Here is a 25,994-nt window from a genome sequence, read left to right on the forward strand (position 1 = left end):
TTATGTCATCAAGGAAAAACACGAAAAAGCCGTTTTTAGAAACGGCGTTTAAAACAGAAATTGGCGATGCCTCTGTCAGATATTGGCAAGATTCCGCATCTTTTCTTTAACGATTTGGTAACTCGTGTAGTGCGCCTTCGCACACAGGGTATCCAGCTTGAGATCGAGCTGCATGGTGTAGATCTCTTTCGCCTCTTTACCCATGATGTTTTTATTAATATTCAGAAATTTGTAGCCTTCGCCTATTTTTGAATAGTCATCAGAGTAGTTTTTATAGGTAGAGGTATCCGTACCGCGAATGAAGTTAAATTTGTCGATACAGGCATTGTTAGTGGATGCAATAACGATCCCATCGAAAAAGGGCGATTTGCGCTCTGCCGCCACGCCCTGTGGCGCGCTGGCGTTACTGGCGCTGGCTGCTGAAACCCTCTCTTTTGGGGTGTTTTTGTTACCTGCACAGGCGGAGAGAAGCAATACGCACGCAGTGCTTAATATAATGGCATTTAAATTGTTCATTTTATTTTTCCCCTTAAAATTAAACCATTAACAAAAATACTAGGTTTTAAATGTGCGAGTGCCGTGAGGATATGACTACCCACACACTGCACGCGCCTAATAAGGTTCAATAATAAATTCCCACTCTTCTTTTTAGCTATTTATATCGGAACATTAGGTACAAACAAGATAAATTATCGTCATATAAGCCACTTTCAGCGTTACGCATAATTATTATAAAAAAAATAATAACAAAATCCCGGTCATTCATGGAGAATTCTCTGGTAAATTGTCGGGATACGTCTCTTAAAAGTAAAAAAAAGCGGCTTTATTTATTGACAATACAGGTAGCATCGACAATATGGTTACACTTTTTGTGCAGTCTCATAATTCTGAATATAGTGATTTAATTAACAGGATAAGATAATCGTTAATTAATTTTGTTATTACAGAAGTATCTAACATATTATTTTTAATTTATTCCATGATGAACCGCATCATGAAAGGTATCAATATGCTCTTTATTATAGATAAGGAAATCTATTTCAGACCCGCCGATGGCGCGATATGGAGCGCGGGCGCTGAAAATGAAAAACGATTTTTAACCCTCGCCGGCAGCCGCTTGCTGCTCTTTTTTATTGAGCATCGCGGCGAGATCGTGACCCGCGATGCGATCTTCCAGGCGGTTTGGGAGCGGTATGGTTTGCACTCCACCAACAACACCCTCAACCAGTACATCTCACTGCTGCGCAGAACGATGACGGACCATGGCTTAGGCGCGCAGGTGATTAAAACCATCCCCAAAACCGGCTTTATCTTCAGCCGCGATCTCTCCGTTATCGCCCTCACGGAACAGCATGATGTGACGGCACCAGCACCAGCACCAACACCTATACCTGTCCCTGCGCCACTACCAGCCGCGCCTGACCCGCTGTTTGCGCGTAAACAGTACGGTGCGCTGGCGCTGCTGGTGCTGTTTTTACTGTGCACCTTTATGCTCTTTGGCCTGTGGCAGAGCCGTACCCTCAGCGCACCGCTGCCTGAATTTGGCAAAAGCGTGGTGACCTTCACCCAGTGCGATTTTATGCCTGCGGAGAGCGAAGAGGAGTCCAGGTTGCTGGCGTCGAGTGACAAACTCAAATTTATGACGCTGGTGGACGATCTGGCCGTTGAGCAGGAGCCAACGCGCGATAAAGCCCCGCTGGCATGCCCGGCCAACTCGCCTGCGGGCTGAAATGCAGACAAAAAAAGAGCGGGCATTAAGCCCGCTCCTCTTCGTTGAACCCGCGCCCGGTTTCCCGGGCACGTGTCCGGCAGCCATTACATCATGCCGCCCATACCGCCCATGCCACCCATACCGCCAGCAGCACCTAAATCAGGCGCGTCGCTTTTCGGCAGATCGGTAACCATGCACTCGGTAGTGATCATCAGACCGGCTACGGAAGCCGCGTACTGCAGTGCAGAACGGGTTACTTTAGTCGGATCCAGGATACCCATGTCGATCATGTTGCCGTACTCTTCGGTCGCTGCGTTGTAACCGTAGTTACCGTCGCCCGCTTTAACCATGTTCGCAACAACAGACGGCTCTTCGCCGCAGTTCAGCACGATCTGACGCAGCGGGGATTCCATTGCGCGCAGCGCAACTTTGATACCCACGTTCTGGTCTTCGTTCTGGCCTTTCAGCTCAGCCAGTTTGCTGGCTACGCGAATCAGCGCTACGCCACCACCGGCAACCACGCCCTCTTCAACGGCAGCACGGGTTGCGTGCAGCGCATCTTCAACGCGGGCTTTCTTCTCTTTCATCTCAACTTCGGTCGCAGCACCTACTTTGATTACCGCAACGCCGCCTGCCAGTTTCGCTACGCGCTCCTGCAGTTTTTCACGGTCGTAATCGGATGTAGCTTCTTCGATCTGCTGACGAATCTGCGTTACGCGGCCCTGAATAGCGGCCTCTTCACCCACGCCATCGATGATGGTGGTGGTGTCTTTGTTGATGACAACGCGTTTCGCCTGACCCAGATCTTCCAGGGTCGCTTTTTCCAGCTCCATACCGATCTCTTCAGAGATAACGGTACCGGCAGTCAGGGTTGCGATATCCTGCAGCATTGCTTTACGACGGTCGCCGAAGCCCGGTGCTTTCACCGCAGCTACTTTCACGATGCCGCGCATGGTGTTCACCACCAGGGTCGCCAGCGCTTCGCCTTCCACATCTTCAGCGATGATCAGCAGCGGTTTGCCTGCTTTAGCAACGGCTTCGAGAACCGGCAGCATTTCGCGAATGTTGGAGATTTTTTTATCAGCCAGCAGGATGAACGGGCTTTCCAGTTCTACTGCGCCAGTTTCCGGCTTGTTGATGAAGTAAGGGGAGAGGTAGCCACGGTCGAACTGCATACCTTCAACCACGTCCAGCTCGTCCTGCAGACCGGTACCGTCTTCAACGGTGATCACGCCTTCTTTACCGACTTTATCCATCGCTTCAGCGATCAGTTTACCTACGGTTTCGTCGGAGTTAGCGGAGATGGTACCAACCTGAGCGATAGCTTTAGAGTCAGAGCATGGTACGGAGAGCGCTTTCAGCTCTTCAACGGCAGAGGCGACAGCTTTGTCGATACCGCGTTTCAGATCCATCGGGTTCATGCCCGCAGCAACGGCTTTCAGACCTTCAGTGATGATGGACTGAGCCAGAACGGTCGCGGTGGTGGTGCCGTCGCCCGCAGCGTCGTTCGCTTTGGAGGCCACTTCTTTCACCATCTGCGCGCCCATGTTTTCGAACTTGTCTTCCAGCTCGATTTCACGTGCTACGGAAACACCATCTTTGGTGATGGTCGGTGCACCGAAAGATTTATCCAGAACCACATTACGGCCTTTCGGACCGAGGGTAACTTTCACTGCATCTGCCAGAACATTCACGCCGCGCAGCATTTTTACACGAGCGTCGTTACCGAATTTTACGTCTTTAGCTGCCATTTTCTGTATTCCTTAAATTCGTTCAGGTTCGTTCGCGCGCGTTGTTACGCTTCAACAATTGCCAGAATGTCGCTTTCGGACATAATCAGCACTTCTTCGTTGTCGATCTTCTCAGCCTTCACACCGTAACCATCGTTGAAAATCACGATATCGCCCACTTTCACGTCCAGCGGCTGAACAGTACCGTTTTCCAGGATGCGGCCCTTACCGACAGCGATGATTTCGCCACGAGTTGATTTGCCTGCCGCAGAACCGGTCAGAACGATACCGCCAGCAGATTTAGACTCAACTTCCTTACGTTTGACGATCACACGATCATGTAACGGACGAATACTCATTTGATAGCTCTCCTTTGAGAAAGTCTTTATCAGTTATGGTGAGGCCGGGTCCATGCGGTTATCCGGCTGGTGACCTGAGAGATGGGGTTAGGCCTCTCTCCCTTCAAGGGGTAAAACAAAAAAAATTTTCGAAAATGCAATCGGCTGCCCCCTCCCTTTCCTGGCGGGGAACGGCGAGCAATAAGTAAAACAGCTTGTGCTACCATCGAGGCTCCCGATAAGAGACAAACAGAAAAAATGAGCGGATTAAAACAAGAGCTGGGGCTGGCGCAGGGTGTTGGACTACTCTCTACCTCGTTACTGGGCACCGGGGTCTTCGCCGTTCCGGCGCTGGCCGCACTGGCGGCCGGTAACAGTAGCCTGTGGGCGTGGCCATTACTCATCGTGCTGGTCTTCCCGGTGGCGATTGTCTTTGCCATTCTCGGACGCCACTTCCCCAGCGCTGGCGGCGTCGCCCACTTTGTCGGCATGGCATTTGGTCCGCGTTTCCAGCGGGTAACCGGCTGGCTGTTTCTCTCGGTGATCCCGGTTGGGCTGCCTGCGGCCCTGCATATCGCTGCCGGTTTCTGGCAGGGGCTCTTTGGCTGGCAGGGGCCGATGCTGCTGATGGCAGAGCTGATGACGCTGGCGCTGATTTGGCTTATCGGTACGCGCGGCGCCGGCTCCAGCGCCAACCTGCAATCGATTATCGCCGGGCTGATCGTTGCCCTGCTGGTCGCCATCTGGTGGCGCGGCGGCATTACGCTGCGCGATATCCCCTTTCCCCCGCTCGGCGAGATTACCCTCCCGGAGATGTCCGCTTCATTAGCGGTGATGTTCTGGTGTTTTGTTGGGCTGGAGGCGTTCGCCCATCTCGCCTCGGAGTTCAAAAACCCGGAGCGGGATTTCCCCCGTGCGCTGATGATTGGCCTGCTGCTGGCGGGCACCGTCTACTGGGCCTGTACCGTGGCGGTGCTGAAGTTCGATCTCTGGCATCACCTGGGCGCAGCGGCGTCGCTGCCGGTGATTGTCGTCGATCTTTTTGGTAAGCAGGCGCTGTGGGTGGCCTGCATTATTGGCTATCTCGCCTGTTTCGCCAGCCTCAATATCTATATTCAGAGCTTCGCGCGGCTGGTGTGGTCGCAGGCGGCGTACAAACCCGACAGCGCGCTGGCAAAACTCTCGGCGCGCCAGCTGCCGCTTAACGCCCTCAACGCGGTCATTCTCTGCTGCGTGGCCTGCACGCTGGTCATTTACGCTTTCAACATCAATCTCGACACGCTGATCATCTATGCCAACGGCATCTTTATCATGATCTACCTGCTCTGCATGCTGGCAGGCTGTCGCTTGCTGAAAGGGCGCTATAAGGCGCTGGCGATGTTGGGGAGCGTGCTCTGCCTGCTGTTGCTGATCATTCCAGGCTGGAAGAGTTTGTATGCGGTGGTGATGCTGGCGGCGCTGTGGCTCTTTTTACCGAAGCGGCGCACCACAACGGTTCGTTCTGTGTCGGAATAAAAAAATGCCCGGCGAGGCCGGGCAGCGGAGCTTAACGATCGTCTTTATGATCCAGACGGTTGTTGGGGTCATCTTTACGCTGATATTCGCCTTCAAAGGTATCGCCACCGCCAAACCCGGCGCCTGCGCCCGGCCCGCGCGAAAAGCGCAGGTGCGGCATCAGCTTGAGGGTGATCAGCTTCTGCACCGGCGGCACCAGCAGCAGCAGGCCGAGGAAGTCAGTAAAGAAACCGGGCAGCAGCAGCAACAGACCGGCGATCACCAGCGACACGCTCTTGATCATCTCGGCCGCCGGGCTTTCACCCGCCGCCATCTTCTGCTGCATCGCCATCAGATTTTTAAAGCCCTGGTTGCGCACCAGCGACATGCCGATAACCGAGGTGAAGAGCACCAGGATAAGGGTCATCAGCACGCCAAAGACGTGAGCCACCTGGATGAAGATCGAAATTTCGATGTAAACGTATAAGAAAAAAGCAATAAACGGTATCCAGCGCACTGGCTTCTCCTGTGAACGAGCAACGGTCATCTCACCGTTGCTAAAATGAGTCTGCGAATTCGCATAGGGATGAGATGGTGGCAAAGTTGAAAAATTCAATTTCACCGGCGGTGTAAAGTTTTGTTTGTTACGCAGCGGTGACTTATTTCACATATTGGTAATTATGATGGGTCCAGTAAGATAATAAGTGATCCCGATTACGGCAATTCGCCCGCGCCAGCATATAATTTCACTCTTCTGGCCGATTGAGGGAATAATCGTCGGTCGAAAAAGACACATAACCACATAAATATTGTGTGATTGGTGTATTCATTCGTAGCTTGAAAAAGAAGGTTCACATGTTAAACAACATTCGTATCGAAGAAGACTTGTTAGGTACCAGGGAAGTGCCAGCGGATGCCTACTACGGCGTGCATACTCTGAGAGCGATTGAAAACTTTTATATCAGCAACAACAAGATCAGTGACATCCCTGAGTTTGTTCGTGGCATGGTGATGGTGAAGAAAGCCGCAGCGCTGGCGAACAAAGAGCTGCAAACCATCCCTAAAAGTATTGCTAACGCTATTGTTGCCGCATGTGATGAGGTGCTGAACAACGGCAAATGCATGGACCAGTTCCCGGTTGACGTCTATCAGGGCGGCGCGGGCACGTCTGTGAACATGAACACCAACGAGGTGCTGGCAAACATCGGCCTTGAGCTGATGGGTCACCAGAAAGGGGAGTATCAATTCCTCAACCCGAACGATCATGTCAACAAATGCCAGTCCACCAACGATGCCTACCCAACCGGGTTCCGCATCGCGGTCTACACCTCGGTGGTCAAACTGATCGACGCCATCAAACAGCTTGGCGAAGGCTTTGAAAACAAAGCGGTAGAGTTCAAAGACATCCTGAAAATGGGCCGTACCCAGCTGCAGGATGCGGTGCCGATGACCCTCGGCCAGGAGTTCCATGCCTTTAACGTGCTGCTGAATGAAGAGACCAAAAACCTGCTGCGTACCGCGGAACTGCTGCTCGAAGTGAACCTCGGCGCAACGGCTATCGGTACCCGCCTCAACACGCCGGATGGCTACCAGCAACTCGCCGTGCAGAAACTGGCGGAAGTGAGCAACCTGCCGGTAGTGGCCGCAGAAGATCTGATCGAAGCGACCTCCGACTGCGGTGCCTATGTAATGGTGCACAGCTCGCTGAAACGCCTGGCGGTAAAACTGTCGAAAATCTGTAACGACCTGCGCTTGCTCTCCTCCGGGCCGCGCGCCGGGCTGAACGAGATTAACCTGCCGGAACTGCAGGCGGGCTCATCTATCATGCCGGCCAAAGTGAACCCGGTTGTGCCGGAAGTGGTAAACCAGGTCTGCTTTAAAGTCATCGGTAACGACATCACCGTCACCATGGCTTCCGAAGCGGGTCAGCTGCAGCTGAACGTGATGGAGCCGGTGATTGGCCAGGCGATGTTCGAGTCGATCCACATCCTGACCAACGCCTGCTATAACCTGCTGGAAAAATGCATTAACGGCATCACCGCCAACAAAGAGGTGTGTGAAAGCTACGTCTATAACTCCATCGGTATCGTCACCTACCTCAACCCGTTTATCGGCCACCACAATGGCGATATCGTCGGCAAGATCTGCGCCGAAACCGGGAAGAGCGTGCGTGAAGTGGTGCTCGAGCGCGGATTGCTGACGGAAACGGAGCTGGATGATATCTTCTCTGCCCAGAACCTGATGCACCCGGCCTATAAAGCGAAACGCTATACCGATGAAAGCGAACAGTAACCTTCCCCCAGGTTAAAAAATATGAAAGGCACGTCCTCCGCGACGTGCCTTTTTCTTTTGGGTGGTTACTTACCAATAACAATTTCATATCACTTGGAAAACAAGGAAGCCCACTATGTTTGCTGCAGAGCTTGTCCTCGTCTTACTTGCCATCTACCTTGGCGCCAGGCTCGGGGGGATCGGCATTGGCTTTGCCGGTGGCCTCGGGGTGCTGGTGCTGACGCTCTTCTTTCAAATCAAACCGGGCGCCATCCCGTTTGACGTCATCGAGATCATTATGGCGGTCATCGCCGCGATTGCCGCCATGCAGGTGGCGGGCGGGATGGATTATTTAGTCAGCCTCGCCGAGCGCCTGCTGCGCCGCCATCCGAAGTACATCACCTTTCTCGCCCCGCTGGTCACCTGGTTTATGACCATCCTGGCGGGTACCGGCCACACTGCCTTCTCCACGCTGCCGGTGATTACTGAAGTGGCAAAAGAGCAGGGCATCCGCCCCTCGCGCCCGCTCTCTATCGCCGTGGTAGCGTCACAAATCGCTATTACCGCCTCGCCCATCTCTGCGGCAGTGGTCTTCTTTGCCGGTATCCTTGAGCCGCTGGGCGTCAGCTACCTGACGCTGCTGGCGATCTGTATTCCCGTCACGCTGATTGCCGTGATGCTGACCGCCATTGTCTGTAACTTTCTCGGCTGCGAGCTGAAGGACGACCCGGTCTACCAGGAGCGGCTGGCGAAAGGGGAAGTGAAGCTGCGCGGCGAGCAGGTGTTCGCCCTGAAGCCCCACGCCAAACGCTCGGTGATGCTCTTTCTGGTCGGCATTATCGCCGTGATGCTCTACGCCACCGCCATCAGCCCGACGGTGGGGCTTATTGCCAACCCGGTGCTGCCGCGTAACGAAGCGATTGTGGTGTTTATGCTGACCATCGCCACGCTTATCTGCCTGAGCTGCAAAGTCGATACCGGCGAGATCCTCAACGCCGGTACCTTTAAATCCGGCATGAGCGCCTGTATCTGCGTGCTCGGCGTCGCGTGGCTCGGCGATACCTTCGTCAAACACCATATTGAAGATATCCAGATGGTGGCAGGCGATCTGCTGCACAGCTACCCGTGGCTGCTGGCGGTGGTGCTCTTCTTCGCTGCGACCCTGCTCTATTCGCAGGCGGCGACCACCAAAGCGCTGATGCCTGCCGCGCTGCTGCTTGGCGTCTCCCCGTTGACCGCCGTGGCTTCCTTTGCCGCCGTGTCGGCGCTGTTTGTGCTGCCGACCTACCCGACGCTGCTGGCAGCGGTCGAAATGGATGACACCGGTTCAACGCGCATCGGCAAATTCGTCTTCAACCACCCCTTCCTGATCCCCGGCGTGATCGCCATCGCGCTCTGCGTGGTGCTCGGCTTTATCTTCGGCACTATCTTGTTGTAAAAGTCTATAAATCGGGCTGCCCGGCGGCCCGATCTTCCCGCGTCGCATGCTATAGTCCCTGCTTTCGCTTTCAGGAGGTTGAGAATGAACACGCCCGACGCCGTTGTTGTACTCTGCACCGCTCCGGATGAAGCCACCGCCCAGGATCTGGCGGCCAAAGCGCTGGCGGAAAAACTCGCCGCCTGCGTGACGATCCTCCCCGGAGCGACCTCGCTCTACTACTGGGAAGGCAAGCTGGAGCAGGAGTATGAAGTGCAACTGCTGCTGAAAACCGACGTCGCGCACCTGGACGATCTCTTCGCCTGCCTGAAATCGCACCACCCTTATCAAACCCCTGAACTGCTGGCGCTGCCGGTTTCTCACGGAGAGCACGACTACCTCACATGGCTCAACGCATCCTTACGCTGATCCTGCTGTTATGCAGCACATCCGCTTTCGCCGGGCTGTTCGACGCGCCCGGTCGCTCTGACTTTGTGCCTGCCGACCAGGCGTTCACCTTTGATTTTCAACAGCATCAACATGACCTGACGCTCAACTGGCAGGTGAAAGAGGGTTACTACCTCTACCGCCAGCAGATCCGCGTCACGCCTGCGCAGGCGCAGATCGGCGCGCTCGAACTGCCGAAGGGCGAGATGCATGAAGATGAGTTCTACGGCAAAACGGAGATCTACCGCCAGAAGCTGAACCTGCCGCTAAGCATCGCGCAGGCGGGGAAAGGCGCGACGCTCACCGTCACTTATCAAGGCTGTGCCGATGCCGGTTTCTGCTACCCGCCGGAGACCAAAGTGGTGCCGCTGATGGAGGTCGCTGCCGCGCCGGTTGTTGAACCCAAAGCCGCACCAACGACTGAAACCGCGCCCGACCGCCCGCTGCCCTTCTCCGCCCTCTGGGCGCTGTTGATCGGCATCGGTATCGCTTTCACTCCCTGCGTATTGCCAATGTACCCGCTGATTTCCGGCATTGTGCTCGGCGGCAAACAGCGCCTTGCCACGCCGCGTGCGCTGCTGCTGGCCTTTATTTATGTGCAGGGGATGGCGCTGACCTACACCGCACTGGGGCTGGTGGTTGCCGCCGCCGGGCTGTCGTTCCAGGCCGCATTGCAACACCCCTACGTGCTTATCGGTTTGTCGCTGCTGTTTAGCCTGCTGGCGCTGTCGATGTTCGGCCTCTTTAACCTGCAACTCCCCTCCGCGTTGCAAACCCGCTTAACGCTGTGGAGCAACCGCCAGCAGGGCGGCTCCGTCGGCGGCGTGTTCGCCATGGGGGCGATTGCCGGGCTTATCTGCTCGCCCTGCACCACCGCGCCGCTCAGCGCCATCCTGCTCTATATCGCTCAGAGCGGGAACCTGTGGCTCGGCGGCGGCACGCTCTACCTTTACGCCCTCGGCATGGGCCTGCCGCTAATTCTTGTGACGGTGTTCGGCAACCGCCTGCTGCCGAAAAGCGGGCCGTGGATGGAGCAGGTCAAAACCGCCTTTGGCTTTGTGATCCTCGCCCTGCCGGTCTTTTTACTGGAGCGCGTGCTGGGCGAAGCCTGGGGGCTGCGGCTCTGGTCATTGCTCGGCGTCGCCTTCTTCGGCTGGGCCTTTATCACCAGCCTCAACGCCACGCGCCCCATCATGCGGGTGCTGCAAATCGCCCTCCTCGGCGCGGCGCTGGTTTGTGCGCGTCCGTTGCAGGACTGGGCCTTCGGCACGCCCGCGGCACAGGCGCATACGCCGCTGGCCTTCACGTCAGTGAAAACCGTCGACGATCTCAACCGGGCGCTGGCGCAGGCCAATGGTCGGCCTGTCATGTTGGATCTCTATGCTGACTGGTGCGTGGCCTGTAAAGAGTTTGAGAAGTACACCTTCAGCGACCCAAAGGTACAGGCGGCGCTGAAAAACACGCTGTTATTACAGGCCAACGTGACGGCCAATGACGCACAGGATGCCGCGCTTCTGCGCCATCTGAATGTGCTGGGGTTACCTACCCTGCTCTTTTTTGACGCGCAAGGGCGAGAGCAGCAAGCGGCCCGGGTGACCGGGTTTATGCCTGCCGACGCCTTTGCCGACCATTTGCGCAATCACGCCCCGTAAACAACACTTGGTGGGGTAGTTTGACGCAGTAACGGAGGAGACCACTGTGCAACGCGAAGACGTTTTAAGCCAGACATTGCAACTGCTTGAATTACGAGGCATTGCGGACACCACTCTTGAAATGGTTGCCGAGCGCGTCGACTATCCGCTGGAGGAGTTCCGCCGTTTCTGGCCCGATAAAGAGGCGCTGCTCTATGATGCGCTGCGCTATTTAAGCCAGCAGATCGATACCTGGCGCCGCCAGCTGCTGCTGGATGAGAGCCTTAACCATGAACAAAAACTGCTGGCGCGTTACGCCGCGCTGACCGAGTGCGTGAGCAACAACCGCTATCCGGGCTGCCTGTTTATCGCCGCCTGCGCCTTCTTCCCCGCCCCGGATCACCCGATTCACCAGCTGGCGGATCAGCAGAAGCTTGAAGCGTATAACTTCTCTCACAAGCTGCTGAACGAGCTGGAAGTGGACGATGCGGCGATGGTGGCGAAGCAGATGGAGCTGATCCTGGAAGGGTGTCTTAGCCGTATGCTGGTCAACCGCAGCCAGGCGGATGTCGACACCGCCCAGCGGCTGGCAGAAGATATTCTGCGCTTTGCCCGCTGCCGCAAGGGTGGCGCGCTGACCTAAGCGCTCAGCAACCCCGCCCACGCGGAGATAAACAGACCCAGCGCCATGACGCGCTGAAAGGCGACAAGCGACGCCGGGGTGCGGAACAGCCGGTTAACGGCTTTGCCGAGCAGCGCCCAGGCGACAAGGCAGATGAGCGAGATCAGGAAAAACGATAGCGCCATCACCGAGACCTCGCGCAGCGGATGACCGCTGTGTGGGGCAAACAGGCTCACTACCGCTAACGCCATCATCCAGGTTTTCGGGTTGATAAGCTGTAATATCGCCGCCGCACGTATGCTGAAGGGCTGCTGCGCCTCACCGTGCAGATCGGTGGCCGGCGCACGAAAAAGCTGCCAGCTCATCCAGCTTAACCACGCCACGCCCGCCCAACTCATCACCGTTCTCACCAGTACATGTTCCTGCAATATCTGCCCTGCGCCCGCACCGGAGATAAAGACAATCGCGCTGGCGGCAACGCAGGCGCTCACCACAGCAGGCAGCGTGGCTTTGACGCCGAAGCGCTGGCTGCTGGCGAGGATCAAAATATTGGTCGGGCCGGGGGTGATCGACGCGACAAAGGCGAAGAGCAAAAACGGCAGGAAGGTAGAGATCAGGGTCATTGTCAGGCTCCTTAGGTGTCAGCCTGTCAATGTCGCGTTATTTTATGTCATCGTCTGGAAGGTTTGTGCAGAGCCTGCGGTAGTGCGCCGGAGAGAGACGATAAGCGCGCTGGAACCAGCGCCCAAGATGGCTCTGATCGGCAAATCCCACGGCAGCAGCGACATCCGCGGGCAAATCGCCCCGCGCCAGCTGCGCACGCGCGGTGGTAAGGCGCAGCTGAACAAGCCAGGCGTGCGGGCTTAAACCGAACTCGCGCTTAAAGCAGCGCGTCAACGTAAAGCGATCGGTTCCCGTTTCGCGCGCCAGGTCCGTTAAGCCAATATTGTCGCCGATATGCGCATGAAGATAATCCCGCGCGCGATGGGCAATCGCCACACTCTGGATCTGCGTCGGGATGCGTTTGCGCCACTGGCAGTGGTGCGTCAGCTCGCCAAGCAGCGCATCCATCGTCCCCTGCTGCACAATGCGCATCTCATCGCTGTGCAGCGCAGAGAAGGTTTGCGCAATGGTGCGAATCAGCCGCGGTTCACGGGCGATGGTATGGGAAAAGTGCAGCGCATAACTGGAAGGCACCGCGTCATACAAGCCGCGCAGCGTGGTGTTGAGCCAGCGATCGTCGAGGTAAAAGGTGAGATAGGTAAAGCCGCCCTCTACCGGCGCGTCGCCATCGTGGATCTCGCCCGGCTCGAGTAAAAAGGCGTCGCCCGGTCGGCTATGGTGGCGCTCGCGGCGGCAGTGAAACTGCTGGGTGCCAGACAGGGTAATGCCCACCAGATAGCTGTCATGCCAGTGCGGGTCGTACGCATGCCCCTCGAAATGGGCGCGGATGGTTTCAATCCCCGTATCCGCATGCTGTCGCAGCTCAAGCCAGTCTTTAGACATTTCGCCTCCGTATACTATCGAAAAGTAGCATTCATCACCGTAATGTAAAAGTCTGGAAGATTTGTGCAGCCCCCGATTTTCGGCGCGGCTTTGCGCGTTTTGCCGCAAAGTTGAGCAACTGAAAGGGATTTCGGGAAATTTGGTTGACGCCCACGGGCGATTACGGTTTAATGCCGCCCGTTGCCCGGATAGCTCAGTCGGTAGAGCAGGGGATTGAAAATCCCCGTGTCCTTGGTTCGATTCCGAGTCCGGGCACCACTATTTAAAGAACCCGCCCAAAAGGCGGGTTTTTGCTTTTCTGCAACCGGACTCTCCATCGAACTCCGTTCGATTATTCGCCGCGAGCGGCTCACCCCTTCGGGGCCAGCGCGGCAGGCCCGCTGTTCAACGCCTTCGGCGTTAGTCCGGGTCCGGGCACCACTTATTCAGAGAACCCAGCCTATGGCTGGGTTTTTGCTTTTCTACGACCGGACTCTCCATCGAACTTCGTTCGATTATTCGCCGTAAACGGCTCACCCCTCCGGGGCCAGCGCGGCAAGCGCGCTGTTCAACGCCTTCGGCGTTAGTCCGGGTCCGGGCACCACTATTTAAAGAACCCGCCCAAAAGGCGGGTTTTTGCTTTTCTGCAACCGGACTCTTCATCGAACTTCGTTCGATTATTCGCCACAAGCGGCTCACCCCTTAGGGGCCAGCGCGACAAGCGCGCTGTTCAACGCCTGCGGCGTTAGTCCGGGTCCGGGCACCACTTATTCTTAACCTTCGCCTTCGGCGGGGTTTTTCGTTTCTGGCGTACGGACTCTCCATCGAACTCCGTTCGATTATTCACCGCAAGCGGCTCACCCCTTCGGGGCCAGCGCGACAAGCGCGCTGTGAGAGGAATCGGTTTTGTATCGACACGCAGACTCTAAAAGTTTTATCTCCCTTACTCATCATATAAAAAATTAAATTTGTACAGCACTCAATCTTAATCATATCGCTATTTATTGAGAACTATTTATTCTTTAGATATTAATTTGCTTTGTAATAAACCTTGTATTTCATCACCTCCATATTTAAGAGTAAAATCCCCGACAATGTTTTGGAGTAAATATAAACCATCATTTGCTCCCAGGACGGCTGCAGTTATTTCCAAGCTTATTATTCTAAGAAATTTAAAAAGTTATTCTTGATGCTCTATTAATAAATTCCTTAATACACCTCTTGCTCTGGAAAAAGGAACATCATCTCCAGTTGATTTAGCAAGATCAGTTACTAATGTAGTAAGATAGCGCCTCGCCTAAAAAAATCAGACAGTAACGTAGTAACGACCAACACTTCTTTTTTCGTTTTGACCCTGACAACTAATTTCACGTTATATTAATGATTTACTTCTTCAGGATGAACTTTATTGATCAGTAAGTTTAATATTTATATTTGAATAGATAGCTCCAGAACAAAAACACCTCTAACCAGTAACTCCTTGCCATTAGGGAAATGAATTTCCGGCAGCATATTTTATTTACCAGAGGAAACAAAACCAATACCACACCTTTAATTTGCGTGGTCTCCTTAGGAACTAAAATTCATCATGCAGTCTTAGTGAAGCACTTGGCAGCAAGGTTTTTCATAATAATATTGCCCAATATAGCAGACATCATGCCCTACCTTTTTTTAAATAAACCCCTTGGGTTTTAATAATCTCCTTGCTTTACAATAAATTAATCAATGAAAATAAACTTCTAGCCTATGAATATAGTAGCGGAAAAATTTATGATGAAAGCAGGCTTTATAAGTTGCAAATCCAAAAAATGTAAATACGGGCAAAATCAATTACCCGTACTTTTGATGATTCATTTTTTTGAAAACGGATAAAGGCACTCATTAAATACCTTTTCTTTTATAGACTCATCAAGCAGCCTGCCGGTTTCCTGCTCTTTCTTGTGTATCTTTGATGAAATAAAATTTTCGTTTATTTTATGAGGCTTACTATAAAAGTTTTTTGCATGCTCACCTAGATCATCAATATCGATTAACTTTGAAAAAGCAGAATTAATCAAGGGACTTCCTGCATACATCAATGACTCTGTTTCTTCACAAGAAAACTTCAAATACATAATTGCTTTTTTCAAAGCCACGACTTCACCTTGATTTAGCATCAGTACTTTATCTTTATCATCAACCACACCCGCCTCCTCTCGATTTTATCTGTTCGTGCGTCATTTTCCACCGCTGATCATATGATAAATGAGATACCGTGTCATAAGGATTTTTACCTGCATGAAGTATATCCCTCAGTTTCAATCTGCCTGAGTGAATATACTCTAACTCAGAGCTCTGAGCAATTTTAGACATCTGCGAAGCATCAGCTTTAAAAACAATAGAATAGTCACCTCGCCCCGGATGAGAAACGTCATTTATAAAGATATCTCTCATAGCATCTTCGGGAGACATTAATATATCTGTAATATAAACTTTCCCCCGCGAATTTGCTTCAATCACGCCGCTATTCATTATACTTTCAAACCCTGCTTTATCCGTATAATGAATAAAGATATCCTCACCACTTAACCCCCACGGGTCAATCCAGCCCTGCGGATTAGGCGCATACTGATAAAGATTCCAGCCCCCAGCTAACCCTATCGGGTCCTGAACGGTGAACCGTCCGGCCTGTGGGTCGTAATAGCGGAAAAGGTTGTAGTGCAGGCCGGTTTCGCTGTCTGCATACTGCCCGGCATAGCGCAGGGGCTGGTGCGCCAGCGCGGTGTCCTGCGCCAGTCGCGTGAAGCCGTCGGTCTGGTGCCGAACTTCGCCGAAACTGCCGTACTGCCCGCTCCAGCGGAGGCTGCCTTCTTCGTCGGTCACTTCCAGCGGCGCGCCGTTCAGGTCGGTGCTGAACCAGAATATTTCCCCGGTTTTGTCCTCCCGCAGATGGTCGACCCGCGCCAGCGGGCTCCATGCTTCATTCGGATCGTAAATATACGTGCTGCACTGCCCGCCTTGATGCTGCTCCTGCAAAAGGCGGTAACCCTGCCAGAGGAAGCGGCTTTCATGGGTGCCGTGACCGGTGGTGATCGTCTTGCGGATGCGCCGGCCAAGCGCGTCATAATGGTAGTGCGCTTCGAAGCGCCCCTGCGGCCCCGTTCCGCGCGCGGACAGAAGGCGATTTTCAGCGTCATACGCGTAGTGTTGTTCATACAGCCCGCTGCGCCTGCGGGTCATGTTGCCCCAGGCATCGTACTGCATAAACAGGTTCTGCCAGTGCTGCAGGCGGTTATCCGTGACCGGGGCGTCGTTCGCGGCCAGGTTATCGGCGGCATCATACGTAAAGAGCGCACTGCTGTTGCCCTGGCGGGACTCATAATGCTTCAGCAGGCGGCCTTCAGCATCGTAACCGTAATTCACCTCGCCGCGCAGGGTGTCGCTGACGCCCGCCAGCTCGCCACGTCCGGTGTAACGGTACAGGCGCTCCAGTATCGCCTGCTCCGGCAGGGCCACCTCTGTGATAAGTGTACTGCGCTGCGCAGTGCGTCTGCCAAGGCTGTCGTAACTGCGCGACTGTTCGCGCGCGCCCTGGGTACGGCTCACTTCCCGGTGCAGACGGTCGCGGGTGAATTCAGTGACCAGTTGTGATCCGAAGCGGATGGCACTGACGTGGCCGGAGCCATAGTGCAGCCAGGAGAGCTGCTGCCCGCCGGGGAGGGTCAGATTTGTCAGATTGCCCAGTGCATCCCATGCATAGCTGAGTTCGCCGTTAACACCAGACTCATTTACCAGGCGACCTGCCGCATCGCGGTTAAAGGCGATGTCATCGGCTTCAATGCCCAGGGCAACACCTTCAGCCGTCGGGGTGCGCCGGATACGGGTGAGCTGGCCGTTCAGGTCGTGGTCATAGCGGTACTCCGCATGGCGGGTAGCGCGTGCGGTCAGCAGGCCACTTTCATCGTAACTGAAGGTTCGTCTACGCCGGGCGATGCCGCCATCGACGGCAGGCCTGCCATTTTCATGCAGTTCGCTGAGGAATCCACGGCTGTCCCATATCATCTGGCGCGACGTGTTGTCCGGGCGGGTTTCGCTGAGCGGGCGGCCTGCGGCGTCGTACGTAAAGCGGTATTCCCCGCCATTGCCGTTCTCAAGCCGCAACAGGTTGCCGCGCGGGTCGTAATGCCAGCGCCGGGTGCGCCCGATGCGGTCGGTGATGCTCACCGGCAGGCCGAGCGGGTTATAGTCCCAGCGCACCTCGCTCTCCAGCGGATCGCGCCAGGCGGCAAGCTGGCCGCGTGCGTTCCAGTGTAATGTTTCACGGCTGCCGTCCGGGCGAATAACGACTGAAAGTTGTCCCGCGCTGTTCCATTCGCGGCGGGTGATGTTGCCCTCTGCATCCTCACTCGACAGAAGCTGCCCGAGGCGGTGGTATGTATAGCGCGAGACACTGCCGGAGCAGTCGGTGCGCTGCGTAAGTAGTCCCTGGCGGTTCCACTCCAGACGCACTACACCGCCTGTCGCATCGGTGATTCTGTCCGGTAAAGGTTCTTCATCGTTCGGGTAGTGATAAGTGGTGCGGTTGCCTGCGGCGTCGGCTTCCGAAAGCAGGCGCCCCTGCAGGTCATAGAGGCTCTGTTCTGCCGTGCCGTCCGGGTGGACTGTGCGGGCGAGGCGGTCGGTGAGGCGGTACCAGTAATATTCCGTCCGCCGTCCTGCCGGGTCTGTCTCCTGGACCATGCGCCCGTACCTGTCCCACCGGCTCTGGCGCAGGGCACCGCCCGGCAGGATGACATCACACAGTTCGCCGTCGCGGTAAATAAAGGCGCTCTTGCGACCGTCGAAGTCGGTGAAGGCGGCGACGTTGTCATCGTCATCAATCAGCCAGTGCGCCTGCGCCCCGTCATCACGGATGGCCCGGCGGGTGCCGTTATCAAAATCATACTCAAAAGTTAGCTGCTCACCGCCGCTGTGGCGAAAAGCCGTGACGCGCGGCAGACCGGCAATCTCCTGCCAGCGATATTCGCTCACCAGGCCGTTTGCATCCTCGTGGGCGCACATCAGGCCGTCCTGCCAGCGGAAACGCCTGCGCACGCTACCGCCCCGGCCGGTCACTGAGGTCAGCTGGCGCTGTTCGTCATAAGCGTAACTGACCAGGCAGACATCATCATTCAGCCAGGCTCCCGCAAGGCGGTCGCCCTCATAGCGGCAGACCACGCGCTGCCCGGCGCTGTCCGTCAGGGCATGCAGGGTGAGGTTATCGTTCCACTCGAAGAGGATATCTTTGCCGCAGGGTCCGGAGATGCGCTGCAGCAGGGAGGGTTTATCGCTCTCAAGCGGGGCGTAGTGCCAGCGTTCACCGCTGATGTCATACACCGACCAGGCATCGTCCTGATGGTGCTCCAGCCAGCGCTTTTCGGCTTCGCAGTAGGTCCGGTAACCCTTCGGCACCTGCGGGAAGGAGACGTAATCCCCGGTCGGTGCCCGCCACACCAGCCCCTCCTGGTAACGCTCCAGACGGGTCTCCCAAAAGAGGTTCCAGCCGCGGCCAAGCACGCTGTCGCCCGGATTGCCGCTGCGCCAGTAACGCTGCCAGCGCACCGGCAGACGCGACGGCAGCACAAAGTCCAGCTCGTCGTCGCCGCTGAGAAACTTCTGCCCGCAGATGATATCCACCGGGCGGGCGATAATCCCTCCCGCCGCGATGGCGGTCAGCATCGCGCCGAAGCGGCAGGCGATGCGGCCGATTTTGCTGATACCCGGCAGTTTCGACAACAGTTTACCCACCGCGCCGACTTTACCGGCCGCACCACCCCAGCCGCCAGCCAGCCCTGCAAACAGTAGGGTCAGATCCGAAACTTTATACAGCCATTCAGGGACTTCCGGGCTTATCGGCAGGGTCTGTTCCGGCTCTCCACCAATAAGGACGTTGCCGGAGCCGGTCATCACCTTCGCATCGCAGGTGGTGCGGTCCCCGATACGGGCAGCAGGGAGATTGTTGATGTAAACGCGTGAGGAGCCTTCCGCCATCTGCTGCGAGCCGTCGTCGTCGCACTCCACCATGCTGTCCGTGGCAATGGCGGCAGGCTTACCGTTGATAAAGACGTCAGGAGAGCCGGTGGTGATGACGCCTTTCTTCGTCATGTTCGCCGCCATTCCTTCGGCAATGCCGTCGCGAACGCCGGTCGCCACCTCCCCGGCGAGAAATCCGACTGCGAGGCTGGCACCGATAAGCAGTACACCGATGCCCAGGCAGGAGGCGCCGATGCCTGCGACCATCAGCGCACCGGCCGCGATGCCACCCAGCGCCGCAATCGCGCCGCCGATAATCGTACCGGCAATCATCCCGGCCAGCGCGCCGGAATGGCCTATATCATCACCGACACGCGCAGCTTCAAACATAGCAACAATCCTTGTTAAGCGTGGAAACGGAAACTTTTGAGAACAGAAAGAAGCAGTGCACGATCGGCGTCATTTAACGACCGCATGGCGGACATCGTGAACACCAGGATATGGTCAGCGGAGGGGTTAAACACCGCCTGCTGCTGAAAGGTGCGCTTACCGTCACGAAGATAGCTGGCATGAATGATTTCGCCGGTTACCAGGTTGTCGCCAAGCACAGCCTCTGTGCGCTCGCCCGTTTTCCAGCCCTTGAGATGTTTCGCCATTAGCGACATCTGGCGGTCGATATAGGCCGTCAACGTTTCGCCGGGTTTTAGCGTGTCGCGGGAGATATTGAGCGCCGGTGCATCCGCGCCGGGCGGCGTGAACACATTGACGGTGCGGTCCTGATAGCCTTCAGGAAGGGTGACCTGGCCTTCGGTAAACAGGCAGGGCTGAGCGGATTCTGACATAAAGTGCGTCCTGTCACAGGTTCAGAAAAATGGATTTTCGCACAGGGTTTGGCTGAAAACCAGACGCGAAAATGAGAGCTCCCGCGCAGATATTATTCCCCGATGAGGTACAGATATGGCCTGTAACTTCCCTGTGTTAACACGGTGAGCTCCTACTCAACCTCACCCCGTGCATTGATAGTGTCTCTTCTTATCTGAGAAGGAATTCGTGATGAGCGTGCCGCAAACCAAAGCTGAACTGCTTTCCGCTATCGATAAAAATTTCGCTAAATTAATGAGTTATCTAAACAGGATCCCACCGGAAATCACGTCAGAGCTTTCCATGGAGGGTCACGCGAAAGGGACAACGATGAGCGTGCATAACCTGGTCGCCTATCTGCTCGGATGGAACAAGCTGGTCGTGAAGTGGATAACCAATGATGCCAAAGGCCTGCCCGTCGATTTCCCGGAAACGGGGTACAAGTGGAACCAGTTGGGTCTCCTCGCGCAAAAATTTTACTCGGATTACAGCGCGTTAAGCTATGGCGAGCTAATTGAAGAACTGCAACGCGCCAAAAGTGAAATCGTCCAGCTTATTGATGCGCGCACGGATGAGGTTTTGTATGGAAGACCGTGGTACACGAAATGGACGATGGGCCGGATGATCTCGTTTAACACCGCCTCGCCGTACGCCAACGCGAATGGGCGTTTAAGGAAGTGGGCGAAAGATAAGAATCTGCTTTTGAAGTGATTATCAGCGTTATTAAGTGGACACTAACTCCCTAAAACTGTGGTGTTGGTGTCCACTTAATTCCAGATTTAAAGCGCGCTCAGCACCCCTTCTTTCACCGCTTTTACCGCCTGCTTCATCTGCTTTACCTCCTGCCGCAGGGCATGCTCATTGTCGTTATCGGGGATTAGCACAATGCAGTCTCCGGCGATTTTCACGGTGACGCCTTTGCCGGTGGTGAACCCGGCCTCTTTCAGCCATTTGCCGCTCAGGTTGAGGCAAGGCGTGCTGGTATCGCCCTGATTGGGGGCATAGCCGACTGTGTAGCGGCGTTCGGTTTTGGGGGATGGATGAGCCTGGGTAGGGGTCGTAGCCATAAGGGCAGCCTCCGATGAGTAATGATTATTACCGTCACCAGAGGTTCCAATCTCTTGGGTGGCGGAATCGGGCGGGGTTGGAACTACCGGCCTCATCGATACCGGCGCGTCTTGCGACGCCCCCGCCCGACCCACCATTGAGGTGTAGCCGAACGCACGACATAAAAAAAGCGTGAACGCGCTATATATCGCCGATGAAGTCATTCAGGGTTCCAATCCCGGCACCTGATTTTGCAGGTGCCGGTGAAAAATAGCGCTGATGCCCAAAGCCGACAAGCGGTTTTACTTCTTCCTGCAAAACAAAGTGTTATTCCGGAATTTGCTTCGCAAAATGGGTGTTCTTCCCCTGCCCTCGTTTGCACGCAGCCGGGATCGCTCTTCAGAACATTGTATTGGCGTTGGCGGACTTCTCCGGCACCGACTGAATGATGTCCCAGTGTTCAACAATTTTCCCGTTGCTCACACGGAAGATATCCATCACCGCCTGGCCGCGATCTTTACTGTCATTGGTCGAGTGAACCTGCAACCAGACTAAATCGCCGTCGGCGGCGCTGCGCACAATCCGCGCGGCAGAGTGCGGGTTCTCCTTGAAGAAACCGGTGAAGTAATTCACAAACGGGGCTTTGCCGTCCGGCACATCGGGATTGTGCTGGCGGTAATGCTCATCAACCACCTTCGCGGCCTCTTTTACCTCGTGGCGGTTGAAGAATTTATCATAAAAATCAACTACCAGCTGTCGGTTAGCCTCTTCTGTCGCCACATTGCGCGCATTTGCCGCAGGGGCTGCTACAGCGCTGCCAGAAGCGATCAGAACTGCCGTTAACAGCGCACCGCTAATAAACTTTTTCATTGTGCTCTCCTTTAGTACATTACCTTTGGTCACAAAAATAGACCGTTGAAAACGCGGATGGTACATTGCCCGCAAAACCTCAACAAGAGGTCAAAATTCAGGTACTTAGTCACACGAAGCTGACTATTGGCGGCAAAAGAGAGATAACGAATGAGCGACAACGACCAGAATGATATCGCCGAGTTTGGGCAGCCCTGCCCGATCCGGGATGTGCTTAATCAAATCGGCGATCAGTGGAGCCTGCTGATTCTGGAAGCGCTGGCAGAACGCACGCTGCGCTTTAATGAACTGAACCGGGAAATTGGCGATATCTCCCGCCAGATGCTCTCCCGCACGCTAAAACGTCTTGAAACAGACGGTTACGTCAGCCGCACCGTTTATGCGGAAGTGCCGCCGCGCGTGGAGTACACCTTAACGCCGCTAGGGAGATCGTTCCTGGAACCGATGCAGAAACTTATTCAGTGGGCGGATGAAAACCATGCTGATATCTGCCGCTCCCGCCGACGCCAGCATGAACAGCAGCAGGAACAGGCGCGCGGCTAAGACGGTTACGGGCTGAAACAGATGACGGCGCAAGCGGTTGTTGCGTAAGGTAAACGTCCATTTCAGGAACCAACAGGGGCTATTTATGAGCAGATTTGAAGGCAAACGCGTGCTGATCACCGGCGGCACCAGCGGAATGGGGCTGGCGGGTGCGCAACGCATCGTCAGTGAGGGTGGTGAGGTCGCCATCACCGGGCTGAACGAAACGCGCCTGGCTGAGGCCCGCAAGCTGCTGCCCGCCTCATCGCTGATCCTGAAAAGCGATGCCGCCAGCGAAGCAGATATCGAGACGCTGGCGACGGCGATTAGTCAGTGGGGATCCCTCGACGGCCTGTGGCTGAACGCCGGTTATGCCGAAGTCGGCGCACCGGAATCGGTTACCGCCGAGAGCTTTAACCGCATGATGAACGCCAACGTGCGCGGCCCGATGCTCCAGCTGGCGGCGCTTTCTGGCGCATTACATTCCGGCGCGTCAGTGCTGGTCACCGCCTCCTCTTCCGTCTACGAAGGCGCGGCGATGACCAGCCTTTATGCCGCCACCAAAGGCGCAGTTGTTGCGATGGTCAAGAGCTGGGCCAGCGCGCTGGCACCGCGCGATATCCGCGCCAACACGCTGGTGCCGGGGCCGATTGAGACCAACTTCAGGCACTTTATGCCCGAAGAGTCGCGCCAGCAGTTTGAGGATTTTGTGGTAAGCCAGGTGCCGCTCAGACGCGCCGGTACCGCACAGGAAGCCGCCGCCGTCGCGCTCTTTTTGCTCTCGGATGATGCGTCATACGTTACCGGCAGCCAGTACGCCGTGGATGGCGGGCTGGTGCATTACTGATCGGCGGGTTTAGGCCGATCAGCATACTGAGATGCCAAAAGCAGATGGCACTATACGTGGGCGCCATCTTTTAAGGCGATTTTTTGTTCGAAAAGCCTTCCGCTTTGCGGATCGCATATACAAGCAGCGAGTGAACAGATTCAAAAGCATCGCACCTATGGCTGCAAGGAAAAACGTGTTTACCTACAAACTTACAGGGACACATGAAGCACCCCCACAAGCGTGGGGAAGACTCATAGGCGCGGTTTGCACTGCGGATCTGGTCAGAAACACCCCCACATGCATGGGGAAGACTGTGCCGTGGTGATGGTGCCGGGATGACCGGTAGAAACACCCCCACAAGAGTGGGGAAGGTGCTCAATGAATAGAACATTAACCCTCTAAGCTAGAAACACCCCCACGTGCGTGGGGAAGACAGGCCAGAATAATGCGGATCAGCGATAAAGGCAGAAACACCCCCCACGTGTGTGGGGAAGACTTTACCGTCACCGGCGTGGCTCAACTGAACCTGGAAACACCCCCACATAAGTGGGGAAGACTTCTGTCACGAAACCACCGGTCAACTTCAGCCAGAAACACCCCCACCTGCGTGGGGAAGACCCCCCGACTTACTGACTCCGCTCAACGGGATTAGAAACACCCCCACGTGCGTGGGGAAGACTCACCGCTGCCGCTCGCGCTCTCGATAAAGAGAGAAACACCCCCACGTGCGTGGGGAAGACCCAAACAGAGTCATATACACAGCAATAGCACGAGAAACACCCCCACATGCGTGGGGAAGACTTTATGCCGATTTTCGACAACACCTCCTATAAGGAAACACCCCCACATGCGTGGGGAAGACCCGCACCCGCCTGCGGTTTTTGGATCAATAAAAGAAACACCCCCACATGCGTGGGGAAGACACGGGCCTAAAAGACGAGCTGGGTGAGGAATGGGAAACACCCCCACATGCGTGGGGAAGACAGAGTCGTGATGCGAAGAAATAATAGGTCTTAGGAAACACCCCCACATGCGTGGGGAAGACGGCGTACCATTTTAAATCAGCAACTTACGCTAAGAAACACCCCCACATGCGTGGGGAAGACCGAGAAGCTACCGATACTGATGGTAAAGACCCGGAAACACCCCCACATGCGTGGGGAAGACGTGGAGATGCCGCAGCCGATCGCAATCAGTCTAGAAACACCCCCACGTGCGTGGGGAAGACATTCCGGCGATTATCGCGCTGGGCGTAGCTATGGAAACACCCCCACATGCGTGGGGAAGACCGCCGCGCAGCTCGCGCACCAACTGATAGCAAAGAAACACCCCCACGTGCGTGGGGAAGACGAATTGAGCGCCGCAATGTGCGCGACGAGCATGGAAACACCCCCACATGCGTGGGGAAGACGGCTCCCGTTTTCTGACGCAGTTTGAAGCCGTAGAAACACCCCCACGTGCGTGGGGAAGACCAGACCGCAGCCAGAAAATAGGCACCCTGAATAGAAACACCCCCACGTGCGTGGGGAAGACAAGCATAGAAATGCTAAATGACTGTTTTATATGGAAACACCCCCACATGCGTGGGGAAGATCAGAGGATTGCTTACCAAATGAATGAACGTGAAGAAACACCCCCACATGCGTGGGGAAGATACCAACATCTTGTTAAAGAGCCCCGCTAAAACACTATATGTACCGCTTATAGCGTTTTTACGGTTTCGATAATCAGCTGTAATCCGCTCAGCGTCGCAATTGGCTTTCTCACTTCGCCCTTATAGCGAATTTCATAACCGGGCGGTTGGGGAAGCGTTCTGAATAACATCAGGCCTGCCTCAGGCGGTGTGTATTGCATTAAGTAATCAACCACTGTCTGTGCAACGGCATCTTTTACGCCAGAGACGAACACATTTGGCCGGGGTTCAACAAACCAGAGCTTCATTCGCCCGCGTACTGCCGGGGGTAAATCATTGGCGAGTACGACGAGCATGCTTACTCCCCAGCAACGAATTCACATCTGCGGCGATCAGGTTGAGTAAATCTGTTGCTATCACCCGCTTTCTGAAGGCATCTGCAACGTGGTGCTTATCGTAACGACCAGCCATCTCTCGCGTCAGTGAGAAGGCCAGGTCAATGCAGAGATGCTCTTTGTAGAGATCGGCCAGATCATAAACAAACGGCAGCGGGCTTCCAGAATGAATAAAACCAATATGCGGTGAGTAACCCATGGCATGTACAGCGGAACAGACAATGCCGTAAAGCGCTGCATTGGTCGCGGTAAGCACCTGGTTCGTGATATCGCTTAGCTGAAACTTGCCAGGCGTAAAGTGGCGCCCTCGCCAGCCGACGCCATACTCCTGCGCTTTTTGCTGATAAAGCGCGCGCACCCGATTTCCCTCCATGCCCATCATGCTACTCAGGCTTTTACCTTCCAGTTCCGCATCGGGAAAACGTTTTGCAAACATCATCCTTGCAATATCAAGAGCGGTACGCTCGTTGCTGGCAAGCGCCATCTGCGCTTTAAGATTGCGCGTGTCGGCCGTAGGAAGAAAACCCGCCGCATAGAAAAGCAGGCTATCTTCCCCTACCCAGCAGATAGAACAGTTTGCCGCCGCCGCGGTTTTCACTGCTTCATGCGTGACGGAAGTCCCGGGGCCAAGCAGTAAGGTGTTCAGAGTAGCGACAGGAAGCGGAACGACATTGCCCTCGGCATCAATCCATTTGATGTT

General features: G+C 55.3%; 23 protein-coding genes, 1 tRNA gene, 1 pseudogene and 1 CRISPR repeat array. Of the genes and pseudogenes, 11 read left to right on the forward strand and 14 right to left on the reverse strand.

Features of this window, described 5'->3' with window-relative positions; all coding sequences use genetic code 11:
* Nucleotides 1–75 precede the first annotated feature (75 nt).
* Complete coding sequence (locus BWI95_RS03515) at nucleotides 76–516, reverse strand: hypothetical protein (protein WP_054803052.1); 441 nt, start codon at nucleotides 514–516, stop codon at nucleotides 76–78.
* A gap of 478 nt (nucleotides 517–994) precedes the next feature.
* Between BWI95_RS03515 and BWI95_RS03520 the strand changes: the two genes are divergently transcribed.
* Nucleotides 995–1,729 (forward strand): winged helix-turn-helix domain-containing protein, encoded by a 735-nt coding sequence (locus tag BWI95_RS03520; protein ID WP_167552461.1) that lies wholly within the window; start codon nucleotides 995–997, stop codon nucleotides 1,727–1,729.
* Between the two features lie 86 nt (nucleotides 1,730–1,815).
* Here the strand turns inward: BWI95_RS03520 and groL are convergent, their stop codons facing one another.
* Together groL and BWI95_RS03530 are read right to left on the reverse strand one after the other, a co-directional pair.
* A complete protein-coding gene (groL, locus tag BWI95_RS03525; protein ID WP_042718495.1) occupies nucleotides 1,816–3,462 on the reverse strand; it encodes a chaperonin GroEL in 1,647 nt (548 codons plus the stop codon).
* Between the two features lie 44 nt (nucleotides 3,463–3,506).
* The gene (locus BWI95_RS03530; protein ID WP_007372708.1) at nucleotides 3,507–3,800 is read right to left on the reverse strand and encodes a co-chaperone GroES; all 294 of its coding nucleotides are present in this window, start codon (nucleotides 3,798–3,800) and stop codon (nucleotides 3,507–3,509) included.
* Nucleotides 3,801–4,037: 237 nt separating this feature from the next.
* Here BWI95_RS03530 and yjeH point away from each other — a divergent pair, with 237 nt between their 5' ends.
* A complete protein-coding gene (gene yjeH / locus BWI95_RS03535) occupies nucleotides 4,038–5,294 on the forward strand; it encodes an L-methionine/branched-chain amino acid transporter (RefSeq protein WP_054803054.1) in 1,257 nt (418 codons plus the stop codon).
* 31 nt (nucleotides 5,295–5,325) lie between these two features.
* On the opposite strand, the gene BWI95_RS03540 is transcribed toward yjeH, so the two are convergent.
* A complete protein-coding gene (locus BWI95_RS03540; RefSeq protein ID WP_042718491.1) occupies nucleotides 5,326–5,790 on the reverse strand; it encodes an FxsA family protein in 465 nt (154 codons plus the stop codon).
* 338 nt (nucleotides 5,791–6,128) lie between these two features.
* Here BWI95_RS03540 and aspA point away from each other — a divergent pair, with 338 nt between their 5' ends.
* The 5 genes from aspA (at nucleotide 6,129) to BWI95_RS03565 (ending at nucleotide 11,682) form a co-directional block, all read left to right on the forward strand.
* A complete protein-coding gene (aspA, locus tag BWI95_RS03545) occupies nucleotides 6,129–7,565 on the forward strand; it encodes an aspartate ammonia-lyase (RefSeq protein ID WP_023478344.1) in 1,437 nt (478 codons plus the stop codon).
* A gap of 115 nt (nucleotides 7,566–7,680) precedes the next feature.
* Nucleotides 7,681–8,982, forward strand: a complete 1,302-nt coding sequence (locus BWI95_RS03550) for an anaerobic C4-dicarboxylate transporter (RefSeq protein WP_076769014.1) — start codon at nucleotides 7,681–7,683, stop codon at nucleotides 8,980–8,982.
* Between the two features lie 84 nt (nucleotides 8,983–9,066).
* Entirely contained in the window at nucleotides 9,067–9,390 is a 324-nt protein-coding gene (cutA, locus tag BWI95_RS03555) for a divalent cation tolerance protein CutA (RefSeq protein WP_023478491.1), read from the forward strand.
* Nucleotides 9,366–11,060, forward strand: a complete 1,695-nt coding sequence (locus BWI95_RS03560) for a protein-disulfide reductase DsbD (protein ID WP_076769015.1) — start codon at nucleotides 9,366–9,368, stop codon at nucleotides 11,058–11,060. The genes cutA and BWI95_RS03560 overlap by 25 nt, the downstream gene beginning before the upstream one ends.
* 46 nt (nucleotides 11,061–11,106) lie before the next feature.
* Complete coding sequence (locus BWI95_RS03565; RefSeq protein ID WP_023478395.1) at nucleotides 11,107–11,682, forward strand: transcriptional regulator; 576 nt, start codon at nucleotides 11,107–11,109, stop codon at nucleotides 11,680–11,682.
* Here BWI95_RS03565 and BWI95_RS03570 read toward each other — a convergent pair.
* Both BWI95_RS03570 and BWI95_RS03575 read right to left on the reverse strand, forming a co-directional pair.
* Nucleotides 11,679–12,284: a LysE family translocator gene (locus BWI95_RS03570; protein WP_076769016.1), complete on the reverse strand. Its 606-nt coding sequence runs from the start codon at nucleotides 12,282–12,284 to the stop codon at nucleotides 11,679–11,681. The genes BWI95_RS03565 and BWI95_RS03570 overlap by 4 nt on opposite strands.
* Nucleotides 12,285–12,321: 37 nt before the next feature.
* A complete protein-coding gene (locus tag BWI95_RS03575) occupies nucleotides 12,322–13,167 on the reverse strand; it encodes an AraC family transcriptional regulator (RefSeq protein ID WP_054803055.1) in 846 nt (281 codons plus the stop codon).
* 182 nt (nucleotides 13,168–13,349) lie between these two features.
* Between BWI95_RS03575 and BWI95_RS03580 the strand changes: the two genes are divergently transcribed.
* Nucleotides 13,350–13,425, forward strand: a tRNA-Phe gene (locus BWI95_RS03580).
* Between the two features lie 1,571 nt (nucleotides 13,426–14,996).
* On the opposite strand, the gene BWI95_RS03595 is transcribed toward BWI95_RS03580, so the two are convergent.
* The 3 genes from BWI95_RS03595 to BWI95_RS03605 are packed head-to-tail and all read right to left on the reverse strand — an operon-like array spanning nucleotide 14,997 to nucleotide 19,979.
* A complete protein-coding gene (locus tag BWI95_RS03595) occupies nucleotides 14,997–15,329 on the reverse strand; it encodes a hypothetical protein (RefSeq protein WP_167552462.1) in 333 nt (110 codons plus the stop codon).
* Entirely contained in the window at nucleotides 15,322–19,527 is a 4,206-nt protein-coding gene (locus tag BWI95_RS03600; protein WP_076769017.1) for an RHS repeat-associated core domain-containing protein, read from the reverse strand. Before BWI95_RS03600 ends, BWI95_RS03595 begins: the two co-directional genes overlap by 8 nt.
* A 14-nt stretch (nucleotides 19,528–19,541) precedes the next feature.
* On the reverse strand, nucleotides 19,542–19,979 hold the full coding sequence (locus BWI95_RS03605; RefSeq protein ID WP_054803056.1) for a DcrB-related protein: 438 nt from the start codon (nucleotides 19,977–19,979) through the stop codon (nucleotides 19,542–19,544).
* A 211-nt stretch (nucleotides 19,980–20,190) separates the two neighbouring features.
* Between BWI95_RS03605 and BWI95_RS03610 the strand changes: the two genes are divergently transcribed.
* Nucleotides 20,191–20,709: a ClbS/DfsB family four-helix bundle protein gene (locus BWI95_RS03610; RefSeq protein WP_054803057.1), complete on the forward strand. Its 519-nt coding sequence runs from the start codon at nucleotides 20,191–20,193 to the stop codon at nucleotides 20,707–20,709.
* A 68-nt stretch (nucleotides 20,710–20,777) separates the two neighbouring features.
* Here BWI95_RS03610 and BWI95_RS23660 read toward each other — a convergent pair whose 3' ends face one another.
* The 3 genes and pseudogenes from BWI95_RS23660 to BWI95_RS03620 all read right to left on the reverse strand — a co-directional run bounded on the left by BWI95_RS23660 (nucleotide 20,778) and on the right by BWI95_RS03620 (nucleotide 21,915).
* Nucleotides 20,778–21,065: a SymE family type I addiction module toxin gene (locus BWI95_RS23660; protein WP_054803058.1), complete on the reverse strand. Its 288-nt coding sequence runs from the start codon at nucleotides 21,063–21,065 to the stop codon at nucleotides 20,778–20,780.
* 30 nt (nucleotides 21,066–21,095) lie between these two features.
* Nucleotides 21,096–21,269: pseudogene (locus tag BWI95_RS23985) on the reverse strand (ash family protein); the annotation flags it as partial.
* Nucleotides 21,270–21,444: 175 nt separating this feature from the next.
* Entirely contained in the window at nucleotides 21,445–21,915 is a 471-nt protein-coding gene (locus tag BWI95_RS03620; RefSeq protein WP_054803059.1) for a nuclear transport factor 2 family protein, read from the reverse strand.
* 150 nt (nucleotides 21,916–22,065) lie between these two features.
* On the opposite strand from BWI95_RS03620, the gene BWI95_RS03625 reads away from it, so the two are divergent.
* Both BWI95_RS03625 and BWI95_RS03630 read left to right on the forward strand, forming a co-directional pair.
* Entirely contained in the window at nucleotides 22,066–22,458 is a 393-nt protein-coding gene (locus BWI95_RS03625; protein ID WP_054803060.1) for a winged helix-turn-helix transcriptional regulator, read from the forward strand.
* An 85-nt stretch (nucleotides 22,459–22,543) separates the two neighbouring features.
* Nucleotides 22,544–23,284, forward strand: coding sequence for an SDR family oxidoreductase (locus BWI95_RS03630; RefSeq protein WP_054803061.1), 741 nt, complete (start codon nucleotides 22,544–22,546; stop codon nucleotides 23,282–23,284).
* 511 nt (nucleotides 23,285–23,795) lie between these two features.
* Nucleotides 23,796–24,921: a CRISPR direct-repeat array (repeat unit 28 nt; unit sequence GAAACACCCCCACATGCGTGGGGAAGAC).
* A gap of 46 nt (nucleotides 24,922–24,967) precedes the next feature.
* Here the strand turns inward: BWI95_RS03630 and cas2e are convergent.
* The gene (gene cas2e / locus BWI95_RS03635) at nucleotides 24,968–25,255 is read right to left on the reverse strand and encodes a type I-E CRISPR-associated endoribonuclease Cas2e (RefSeq protein WP_076769019.1); all 288 of its coding nucleotides are present in this window, start codon (nucleotides 25,253–25,255) and stop codon (nucleotides 24,968–24,970) included.
* Nucleotides 25,233–25,991 carry a type I-E CRISPR-associated endonuclease Cas1e gene (cas1e, locus tag BWI95_RS03640; RefSeq protein ID WP_083699314.1) on the reverse strand — a complete coding sequence of 253 codons (759 nt, stop codon included), beginning with the start codon at nucleotides 25,989–25,991 and terminating at the stop codon, nucleotides 25,233–25,235. Before cas1e ends, cas2e begins: the two co-directional genes overlap by 23 nt.
* Between the last annotated feature and the right edge of the window lie 3 nt (nucleotides 25,992–25,994).

Source organism: Kosakonia cowanii JCM 10956 = DSM 18146 (assembly GCF_001975225.1).
Lineage (GTDB): Bacteria > Pseudomonadota > Gammaproteobacteria > Enterobacterales > Enterobacteriaceae > Kosakonia > Kosakonia cowanii.